The 7,878-nt window shown below is 70.6% G+C and carries 8 protein-coding genes and 1 pseudogene; 2 read left to right on the plus strand and 7 right to left on the minus strand.

The window, feature by feature from the left end; translation table 11 throughout:
* Nucleotides 1-3: 3 nt before the first annotated feature.
* The 3 genes from JMF86_RS32525 to JMF86_RS32535 all read right to left on the minus strand — a co-directional run bounded on the left by JMF86_RS32525 (nt 4) and on the right by JMF86_RS32535 (nt 4,788).
* Nucleotides 4-1,689: an efflux transporter outer membrane subunit gene (locus tag JMF86_RS32525; protein WP_054928672.1), complete on the minus strand. Its 1,686-nt coding sequence runs from the start codon at nt 1,687-1,689 to the stop codon at nt 4-6.
* Nucleotides 1,689-3,281 carry a DHA2 family efflux MFS transporter permease subunit gene (locus tag JMF86_RS32530; protein ID WP_027811531.1) on the minus strand — a complete coding sequence of 531 codons (1,593 nt, stop codon included), beginning with the start codon at nt 3,279-3,281 and terminating at the stop codon, nt 1,689-1,691. Before JMF86_RS32530 ends, JMF86_RS32525 begins: the two co-directional genes overlap by 1 nt.
* Nucleotides 3,282-3,366: 85 nt before the next feature.
* Nucleotides 3,367-4,788, minus strand: coding sequence for an HlyD family secretion protein (locus tag JMF86_RS32535; protein ID WP_077179782.1), 1,422 nt, complete (start codon nt 4,786-4,788; stop codon nt 3,367-3,369).
* Nucleotides 4,789-4,948: 160 nt separating this feature from the next.
* On the opposite strand from JMF86_RS32535, the gene JMF86_RS32540 reads away from it, so the two are divergent.
* Nucleotides 4,949-5,143 (plus strand): hypothetical protein, encoded by a 195-nt coding sequence (locus JMF86_RS32540; RefSeq protein WP_077179781.1) that lies wholly within the window; start codon nt 4,949-4,951, stop codon nt 5,141-5,143.
* A gap of 189 nt (nt 5,144-5,332) precedes the next feature.
* Entirely contained in the window at nt 5,333-5,806 is a 474-nt protein-coding gene (locus tag JMF86_RS32545) for an NUDIX hydrolase (RefSeq protein WP_041489306.1), read from the plus strand.
* On the opposite strand, the gene JMF86_RS32550 is transcribed toward JMF86_RS32545, so the two are convergent.
* The 4 genes and pseudogenes from JMF86_RS32550 to JMF86_RS32565 all read right to left on the minus strand — a co-directional run.
* The gene (locus JMF86_RS32550) at nt 5,781-6,263 is read right to left on the minus strand and encodes a hypothetical protein (protein WP_011695022.1); all 483 of its coding nucleotides are present in this window, start codon (nt 6,261-6,263) and stop codon (nt 5,781-5,783) included. The genes JMF86_RS32545 and JMF86_RS32550 overlap by 26 nt on opposite strands.
* Before the next feature lie 114 nt (nt 6,264-6,377).
* Nucleotides 6,378-6,857, minus strand: coding sequence for a BON domain-containing protein (locus tag JMF86_RS32555; protein ID WP_041489680.1), 480 nt, complete (start codon nt 6,855-6,857; stop codon nt 6,378-6,380).
* A gap of 173 nt (nt 6,858-7,030) precedes the next feature.
* A complete protein-coding gene (locus JMF86_RS32560; RefSeq protein WP_011545494.1) occupies nt 7,031-7,537 on the minus strand; it encodes a low affinity iron permease family protein in 507 nt (168 codons plus the stop codon).
* A 158-nt stretch (nt 7,538-7,695) separates the two neighbouring features.
* Nucleotides 7,696-7,878 (minus strand): annotated as a pseudogene (locus JMF86_RS32565) (FRG domain-containing protein); the annotation flags it as partial.

Raw genomic sequence — 7,878 nt, forward strand, 5'->3', positions numbered from 1 at the left:
CGGCTATCTGGTGCGTGCCGCCTCTGCCCCCGCATCCGAGTTCGTGCCCGAGCCGGCCTCCCATCCGCCGCCGAGCGCCTTGTACAGCGCGACGAGATCGGTCGTCTTCTGCAACGCGCCCTGCTCGGCCTGCTGCCGGCCTTCCGACCATTGCCGCTCGGCGTCCAGCACGTCGAGGAACGGCGACAGCCCTTTCCTGTAGCGATCGCGTGCGAGATCCAGCGCGCCCTGTTCGGCCTTCACCGCATCGTCGAGCGCGGCCGCGCGCGCCTGGTCGGTGCGGTACACGGCCAGCGCATTGTCGACGTCGCGCAGCGCGACGAGCACGGCCTGGCGGTAGGCGAGCGCCGCTTCCGCCTGGCGCGCCTGCGACAGCCGCAGGTTCGACACGAGCTGCCCGCCGGAGAAGATCGGCAGCGAGACGGCCGGTCCGAACGAATAGAACAGGTGCGACCAGTGCGCGAGCTCGCGCACGTGCGACGCACGCAACCCGACTTGCCCCGTCAACGAGATGTCCGGATAGAACTGCGCGACCGCGACGCCGACGTCGGCGGTGGCCGCATGCAGCTCGGCCTCCGCGCGGCGGATGTCGGGGCGCCGGCGCGCGAGCGTCGACGGCAGCCCGACGGGCACGGCCGGCGGCACGTCCGGCAACGCGCGCGGCGCGTCGAGCCAGTCGTCGAGCGCGCCCGGCGCGCCGCCCACCAGATACGCGAGACCGTTGCGCAGCAGCACGATCTGCTGGTCGAACTGCGGCAGTTGCGTGCGGATCTGCGCGAGCCGCGCCTCGGCGCTGCGCACGTCGAGATCGCTCGCGAGACCGTGCGCGGCCTGCTCGCGCGTCAGGTCGAGCAGTTCCCGCTGCGCGCGTTGCAGATCGTCGGCCAGCGCGCGCTGCGCTTGCGCGCCGCGCAGTTGCAGATAGGTCTGCGCGACTTCGGCTTCCAGCGACAGCAGCGCATCGTCGCGGCTCGCGATCGCCGCGCTCGCCTGCGCGCCGGCCGCTTCGACCGAGCGGCGCACCCGGCCGAACAGGTCCAGCTCCCACGATGCGTCGAACCCGGCCTGCCACAGGTTGACCGGCGCTTCGAGCGCATCGAGCGCGCCGCGCGCGCCTTGCTGCACGCTCGCGCCGGTGCCCGGCCCGAACCGGTCGAGCGGCGAGCCCGGCGCGCCGAGACGATCGACCCGCTGGTCGATGCCCTGCTCCTCGACGATCCCTTTCAGGCCGAGTTGTTCGCGCTGGTAGCTCGCGGTCGCACGCACGTCCGGCAAACCCTGCGCGGCGGCCGCGCGGACCTGCGCGCGCGCCTGGGCGATGCGCAGCACGGCGGCCTGCACGTCGAGGTTGTCATGCGCGGCGCGCTCGACGAGCTGGTCGAGCAGCGGATCGCCGAACGCGCGCCACCAGCGCGGATCGGGATCGGCGCTCGTCACCGGCGACGATGGCGCATGTGCGCCGGGGGCCGATGCCGCTGATGCAGCCGATGCCGCTGACGCGCCCGATGCCGGCGATGCCGCGTCCGCGGCCTGCAAGTCATGCCAGTTGGCCGGCGCGTCCGCCTGCGGCGGCTTGAAATCCGGTCCGACGGTACAGCCCGCAAGCACCGCGCAGGCGGCGAGCATCGCGGCGATTCCGCGTGCGGGTAGCGAATGTCGGCAACGGCCGCGTCGATGCATCGTCATCATCAATGCCCTCCCGCGCCGCCCGCGGCCTTCGCCGGCGAGAACAGGAACGTCAGCGGAATGCTGAACGCGCAGAACACCGCGAGGATCGCGAACACGTCGATATACGCGAGGATCGTCGCCTGTTCGATGAAGGTCTGGTACAGCCGCCCGCTCGCCGTCTGCAGCGCGGCCGACGGCTGCGCGCCCGTCAGCGCGCCGATCGCGCGCGCATTCTCCTGCAACGCATCCTGGAAGTTCTGCGACAGCGTCGACATGTGCGTGGACAGATGCGCCATGCGCGCCTGCGTGCGCTCGCGGATCAGCGCGGTCGACACCGAGATGCCGATCGAGCCCGCGACGTTGCGGAACATCGTGAACAGCGCGGACGCGTCGTCGTTGAGCCGCTGCGGCACGGTCAGGTACGCGAGCGTCGTGATCGGCACGAACATGAAGCCGATCGCGAGCGACTGCGCGCAGCGGATCAACATCAGGTGCGTGTAGTCGATGTCCGGCACCAGCGTGCGCGAATAGATCAGCGAAGCGCACAGCAGCACGAAGCCGAACCCGACCAGATAGCGCGTCTGCACGTGCGGCATCAGCCGGCTCACGAGCGGAATCTCGAGCGTGATCAGCAGCGCGCCGGGCGACAGCACGAGCCCCGCGAGCGTCGCCGTGTAGCCGAGACGCTGCTGCGCGAGCTGCGGCACGATCACCGCGCTGCCGTACAGCACGGCCGCGAACGTCGCGATCGTCACGCAGCCGAGCGCGAAATTGCGGTCGCGCAGGCACGACAGGTCGACCACCGGTTTCTTCGTACGCAGCAGCCACAGCGTCGCGCCGACCAGCCCGAGCACGGACAGCACGGCGAAGACGCGGATGAAGTTCGAGCCGAACCAGTCCTCGTCCTCGCCGCGATCGAGCATCACCTGCAGGCAGCCGAGCCCGATCGCGATCAGCCCGATGCCGATGTAGTCGATCGAGATTCCGCGTTCGGCGTCGCGCCGCCACGGCGGGTCCTCGACGAGCTGCATCACCGCGAGCACGGTCAGCGCGCCGATCGGCACGTTGAGCAGGAACACCCAGCGCCACGAGAAATGGTCGGTGATCCAGCCGCCGAGCGTCGGCCCGAGCACCGGCGCGACGACGATCGCGATCGCCGAGATCGAGAACGCGCGATTGCGCTGCTCGGGCGGAAACGTATCGAGGATGATCGACTGCTGGTTCGGCTGCAGCCCGCCGCCGAACAGCCCTTGCAGCACGCGGAACACGATCAGTTCGCCGAGGTTGGTCGCGACGCCGCACAGGAACGAGCACACGGTAAACGCGGCGATGCACAGCAGGAAGTAGCGCTTGCGGCCAAGCAGGCGCCCGAGGAACCCCGAAATCGGCAGCACGATGCCGTTCGCGACAAGATACGACGTGAGCGTCCAGGTCGCCTCGTCGTAGCTCGCCGACATCGTGCCGGCGATGTGCGGCAGCGCGACGTTGACGATCGTCGTGTCGAGCACTTCCATGAATGCGGCGAGCGTGACGACGATCGCGATGAGCCACGGGTTCGCGGCGGGTCGCCAGGTGCCGCCGGACGCGCCGCCGCGCTCGGGCGGCCGGTTCATCGGCGGGCCTCGCGAAACGGGAACGGCATGCGGGTATCGGGCATCGGATCGCTCCGGTCGACACCGGCCGCGGCACGGCGGCCGGTCATTTCAGGTGGACGGTCGGCACGGCCGACAGGCCGAGACCGAGCGGTGGACGGGTCGGCAGCGGGCCGTCGAGCACGATCTTCACCGGCACGCGCTGCACGATCTTCACGAAGTTGCCGGTCGCGTTCTCGGTCGGGAATGCGGAGAAGCGCGAGCCGCTGCCGAGCTGGATGCTGTCGACGTGGCCGTGCAGGTCGAGATCGGGATACGCGTCGACCGACACGTCGACACGGTCGCCGATGCGCATCCGCTCGAGCTGCGACTCCTTGAAATTCGCGGTGACCCACACGCGCGGCGTGACGATCGAGAAGATCGACGTGCCCGGTTGCAGGAATGAGCCCAGTTGCACGTTGCGCCGCGTGACCCAGCCGTCGGACGGCGCGCGCATCTCGCAGTACGACAGGTTCAGGTTGGCCGTCTCGAGCTGCGCGCGCGCCTGCAGCACCTGCTGGCGGCGTTCCTCGACGGCCGTCTCGGCCTGCCGGATCTGCTGCGGCACGAGGCTCGCGGTGCGCGCCTGCGCCTGGGCCATCGCGACGTTCGCGTCGGCGGTCGCGCGCTGCGCATCGGCCGCGTCGATCGCCTGCTGCGAGGTTGCGCGCGCATCGACCGCCCGCTGGCGGGACTGCGCGGCGAGCGCCTGCCGGTACGCGGCTTCCGCCGATTCGATCTGCGCGCGCGCCTGCCGGTACTGGGCCGGATACTGCACGCGGGCGATATCGAGCTGCACGCGCGCCGCGTCGAGCTGCGCCTGCGCGAGACCGAGCTGGGCCTGCGCCGCGTCGACCTGCGCGCGGTAGTCGCGCGGATCGATCTCGACGAGCACGTCGCCGCGCCGCACGAAGGTGTTGTCGTCGACCGCCAGGCGCGTCACGTAGCCGGACACGTGCGGCGCGACCGCGATCGCGTTGCCGTCGGTATACGCATCGTCGGTGCTTTCCTGGTTGCGCGTCGCGAACCACCACACGAGCCCGCCGATCAGCAGCACGAACACCACCGCGCCCAGGATGATCAGCGGCTTCTTGCCGGGCCGCTTGCGTTCGCCGTCGCCGTCGTTGCCATCCCCGTCGCCGCCGGTGCGGCCGCCGCGATCGTCGTGCGGATGGTCGTCGCCGCCACCGCCGCCCGGCGCGTCGGTCGAGTGCTCGCCGTTGCGGCCTGGCGCGGCGCCCGAGCCGCTGCCGCCGCCGGACTGGCCGTCGCCTGCACGGGCGATGGCGGTGGGCCAGCGCTCGAACACCGGCCAAGGCACGCGCATCGGCATCATCGGCATCATCGGCGTCGACAGGGCGACACCGGCCACCGCCGGCGCGAACGCGTCCGGCGCGCCGGTGCGTCGCGGTCCGGGCGTCAACGCGCGCCGGACCGCGACGCACCATCGCTCACGAACGGACAACGGGCACAGGATCGCATCGGGCATGAAACGGGGCTCCAGGCGGCGGCGCGGGCGACATTGCTCGCGCCGACCTCAAGCGCGCGATCAAGCAAACGGCGGGCCCGGCCACCTGCTTCGTCCGACCGCGGCATGCACGATGCGCGATGCGTGCACTTCGACCGCCCCCCGACAGGACTCGCGAACCATGACACGCTCCACCTCGCTCGACACCGACACACGCGGCGAAGATCGCGGCGACAGCACGCCCGGCCCCGAAGGCAAGCGCCGCGGCACGGGCACGCCGCCGCCGCGCAGCGCCCACGACCCCGCCGAAGGCAAGCCGACCGAGCCGGAAAGCGGGACGCCGCATCGGCCCGACGAACCGGACGACTCGCGATAGTTCATACGTCGCGCCGCACGGCCCGCCCTCGATGGCCGGCGGCAGAAATGACAAGCCGTTGAAAAATCGCGGACGGCGATCGGGCAGCGGCCCTGAAACGTCCGCATGCCGGCCGGCGCGGCGGCGAAGCGGGCATGCACGTTGCTGTACAAGGCCGTGGATCTTTCAATCACCCGTTGCCTGCCTTGCATGACGCTACCCGACCCGGCCGATTTCCCTGTTCGCGCGGTGCCGCTGGCGCCGCTGGCGAAGGAACGCGCGACGATCATCTGCCATCGCAACCAGCGTGTGCTGCTGGTCGCGCGCGGGCGAGCGTCGCGCTGGACACTGCCGGGCGGCGTGATTCGGCGCGGCGAATCGGCGCTCGACGCCGCGCATCGCGAACTTCGGGAGGAAACGGGGCTCGCCGATCTCGAACTCGCGTATTTCTTCTACGTGGACGGCAGCGTGAAACGCCATCACGTCTTCGTCGCGAGCCTGCCGCTCGGCGCGCACGCGTGCCCGGGCCGGGAAATCGCACTGTGCCGCTGGGTCGGCATCGACGCGGTATCGCACTGGCCGGCCAGCGCGCCGACGCAGCGCATCATTCGTCAGTTCGCGGGCCTGTGCGCCGCGAGCGACCTGCAACCGCGCGCGCTCACGCGTCTTTCGTCGTCTCGTTGAGCTCGGCGACCGGCGACCGAGGATCGCGCGCGAGCCCTTGCGCGAAGACCTTCAGCCCTTCGAGCAGCGGCGTCAACGCATCCCACAGCGCCTCGTCGTGCAGCAGCCGGTAGACGCCGCGCACGCCGGGCGCGACATGCTCGTGCTGAGACGGCTGCCACGAGCCGACGTGATGCAGCGCGTCGGCCGCCGCGAACGCGGCACGGCTGAACTGTTCCGGCGGAATGCGCGACAGCGCCGTCACGAGCACCGCGAGATTCTCCATACCGCTCTGCATGCCGGGCTTGTCGAGCGCGTCGACGAACGTGTCGGCCAGTCGCGCGTTCGCGCTGACGACTTCGTTCGCGAAGCGCAGGAAGCCGTGCCGATGCAGGCTGCCGAGGAGGTGTTCGAGCGCGTCGTGCGCGCCGGGCTCCGGCTGCGGAGGCGTCGTGTCGGGGGGCTGGCGGTCGATCATGGGCTTGCTCCGGTTGGGGCGCCAGGCTGCCGTCGTGCCGGCAGCCGTGCGTGCGCCGAATGCGTGTCGTACTCGTTCACCGGCCCCCCGCCGGTGCGGGCAGCCGCGGCCGCGTCACTGCGAATGACCGTCGGGCGACGCCTTGTACTCGCTGCGCGCGCCCATCGCGTCCTCGACGTGATGCACGCCATGCAGCGCGGCGACGCCGTCGATCAGCGCCTGACGTTCGGCTTCCTCGACCTGTCCGGTCAAGCACACGTTGCCGCGCTCGACGCTCACGTCGATGTCGCGCGGGCGGGCGACGAGCCGGCCGAGCGCCGCGCGCACGCGCTCGGCCACCTGCACGTCGCTCGCATCGCCCGCGAGCCAGTCCGCCCGCAGGCCGACGATCGCGCCGCGCGCATGGTCGGCCGCCCGCTTCACCTGCGTATTCGCATAATCGGCCACGTCGTGCCGGCCCGCAACCGCCTTGTCGCGCAGATAAGCGCGTCGGCGCCGGCCGGACGCCGGATCGAGGAAGTACATCGCGGCCGCTCCGCAAGCGACGGCCACCGCAAGGTTCAACAACGGGTTCGAAGGGGTTCTGGAGTTCATGGAGGCACCGTAGGCAATACCCGGAACGACCGGGCTTCGTTTCGGCATGCAGCACGTGCCGTTCCCCGCTGCGAGCGGCGCATGTGAGCCGTCGCACCACGGTGCGCCGACCGAAACGACAAGCGTTTGAAAAATCATCGGGCCGCACATCGCTCGATCGGAAGATCCGACGATCAGGATTCGGGCGGCGTGTCGGCCGTTTCCGCGCGCTTGCCGCCCGGTTCGTCCTCGCCGCGCTCGGCCGCGCGCTGCGCCATTTCGACATAGGTCTGCGCCAACGCGCGCAATTCCTCCTCCGACGCATCCTCGATCCCGATCAGCCGGTCGCTCGCCGCGCGCGTGACCGCGAGCAGTTCGTCGAGCTTCAGGTGCAACGCCACGCTGTCGCGGTTCTGGTTGCGCTGCAGCAGGAACACCATCAGGAACGTGATGATCGTGGTGCCGGTGTTGATCACGAGCTGCCACGCGTTGGAGTAATGAAACAGCGGCCCGCTCACGAGCCACAGCACGGTGATCGCGACCGCGCTGCCGAACGCCACCGGCGAGCCGGCCCAGGTGGTCACGCTCGACGCAAAACGTTCGAACGCGCGGGTGACGGCGTTTCCGGCCGGCCGGGAACCGGCGGCGGGCCCGCACGCCGTGTCGCGACGACCGCGCGGTGGTTCGTTGGGTTCGCGCATGAAAGCCTCCGGATTCGATGTTCTGTTTGAATCGCGCGCAGGAGCCGCCGCGTCGCCTGCCGCGAACCGGTCGCAAGCCGGGCGTTTGGGGTTCGGTCCCGTGTACGCGCCGTCGAGGACAAGCATCGCGCGTGCCCGGCCCGCAGCCCGTGTGGGCTTTACCGCGGCGCGTGTGTGTCCTCGTCGTCCGGGAAATAGCGCGTGTCGGTCAATTGCGCGATGCCGTCGAGATCCGGAAAGATCGTCGCGACGCTCACGCCGACACCGGCGAGTTCCTGCCGGATCGTCGCGAACCGGGCGCCCGGCACGACGATACGCATCAGGCGGCCGGCGAGGTCCCC

The sequence above is a fragment of the Burkholderia sp. E168m15 genome (assembly GCF_016586105.1).
Classification (GTDB): domain Bacteria; phylum Pseudomonadota; class Gammaproteobacteria; order Burkholderiales; family Burkholderiaceae; genus Burkholderia; species Burkholderia orbicola.

Bases quoted from the DNA above. Each gene is read 5' to 3' on its own strand.
- JMF86_RS32560 (WP_011545494.1), bottom strand. From the start codon at position 7,537: ATGCGCGAACCCAACGAACCACCGCGCGGTCGTCGCGACACGGCGTGC.
- JMF86_RS32525 (WP_054928672.1), bottom strand. From the start codon at position 1,689: ATGATGACGATGCATCGACGCGGCCGTTGCCGACATTCGCTACCCGCA.
- JMF86_RS32535 (WP_077179782.1), bottom strand. From the start codon at position 4,788: ATGCCCGATGCGATCCTGTGCCCGTTGTCCGTTCGTGAGCGATGGTGC.
- JMF86_RS32530 (WP_027811531.1), bottom strand. From the start codon at position 3,281: ATGAACCGGCCGCCCGAGCGCGGCGGCGCGTCCGGCGGCACCTGGCGA.
- JMF86_RS32550 (WP_011695022.1), bottom strand. From the start codon at position 6,263: ATGATCGACCGCCAGCCCCCCGACACGACGCCTCCGCAGCCGGAGCCC.
- JMF86_RS32555 (WP_041489680.1), bottom strand. From the start codon at position 6,857: ATGAACTCCAGAACCCCTTCGAACCCGTTGTTGAACCTTGCGGTGGCC.
- JMF86_RS32540 (WP_077179781.1), top strand. From the start codon at position 4,949: ATGACACGCTCCACCTCGCTCGACACCGACACACGCGGCGAAGATCGC.
- JMF86_RS32545 (WP_041489306.1), top strand. From the start codon at position 5,333: ATGACGCTACCCGACCCGGCCGATTTCCCTGTTCGCGCGGTGCCGCTG.